The sequence below is a fragment of the Pseudoalteromonas sp. SR44-8 genome, from assembly GCF_014163635.1.
In the GTDB taxonomy this organism is placed as follows: domain Bacteria; phylum Pseudomonadota; class Gammaproteobacteria; order Enterobacterales; family Alteromonadaceae; genus Pseudoalteromonas; species Pseudoalteromonas rhizosphaerae.
The window spans coordinates 1-212 of record NZ_JACJDS010000132.1; the positions used below are offsets into that span (position 1 = coordinate 1).

The following is a 212-nucleotide window of genomic DNA, read 5'->3' on the forward strand; positions in this document are numbered from 1 at the left end:
TGGGTTCGGTCCTCCAGTTGATGTTACTCAACCTTCAACCTGCCCATGGCTAGATCACCGGGTTTCGGGTCTATACCTTGCAACTAGTCGCCCAGTTAAGACTCGGTTTCCCTACGGCTACCCTATTCGGTTAACCTCGCTACAAAATATAAGTCGCTGACCCATTATACAAAAGGTACGCAGTCACCCAACAAGTGGGCTCCTACTGCTTG

At 50.0% G+C, this 212-nt stretch carries 1 rRNA gene; it reads right to left on the reverse strand.

Annotated features, from left to right (window positions below):
- Positions 1–212, reverse strand: a 23S ribosomal RNA gene (locus tag H5183_RS21590); the annotation flags it as partial.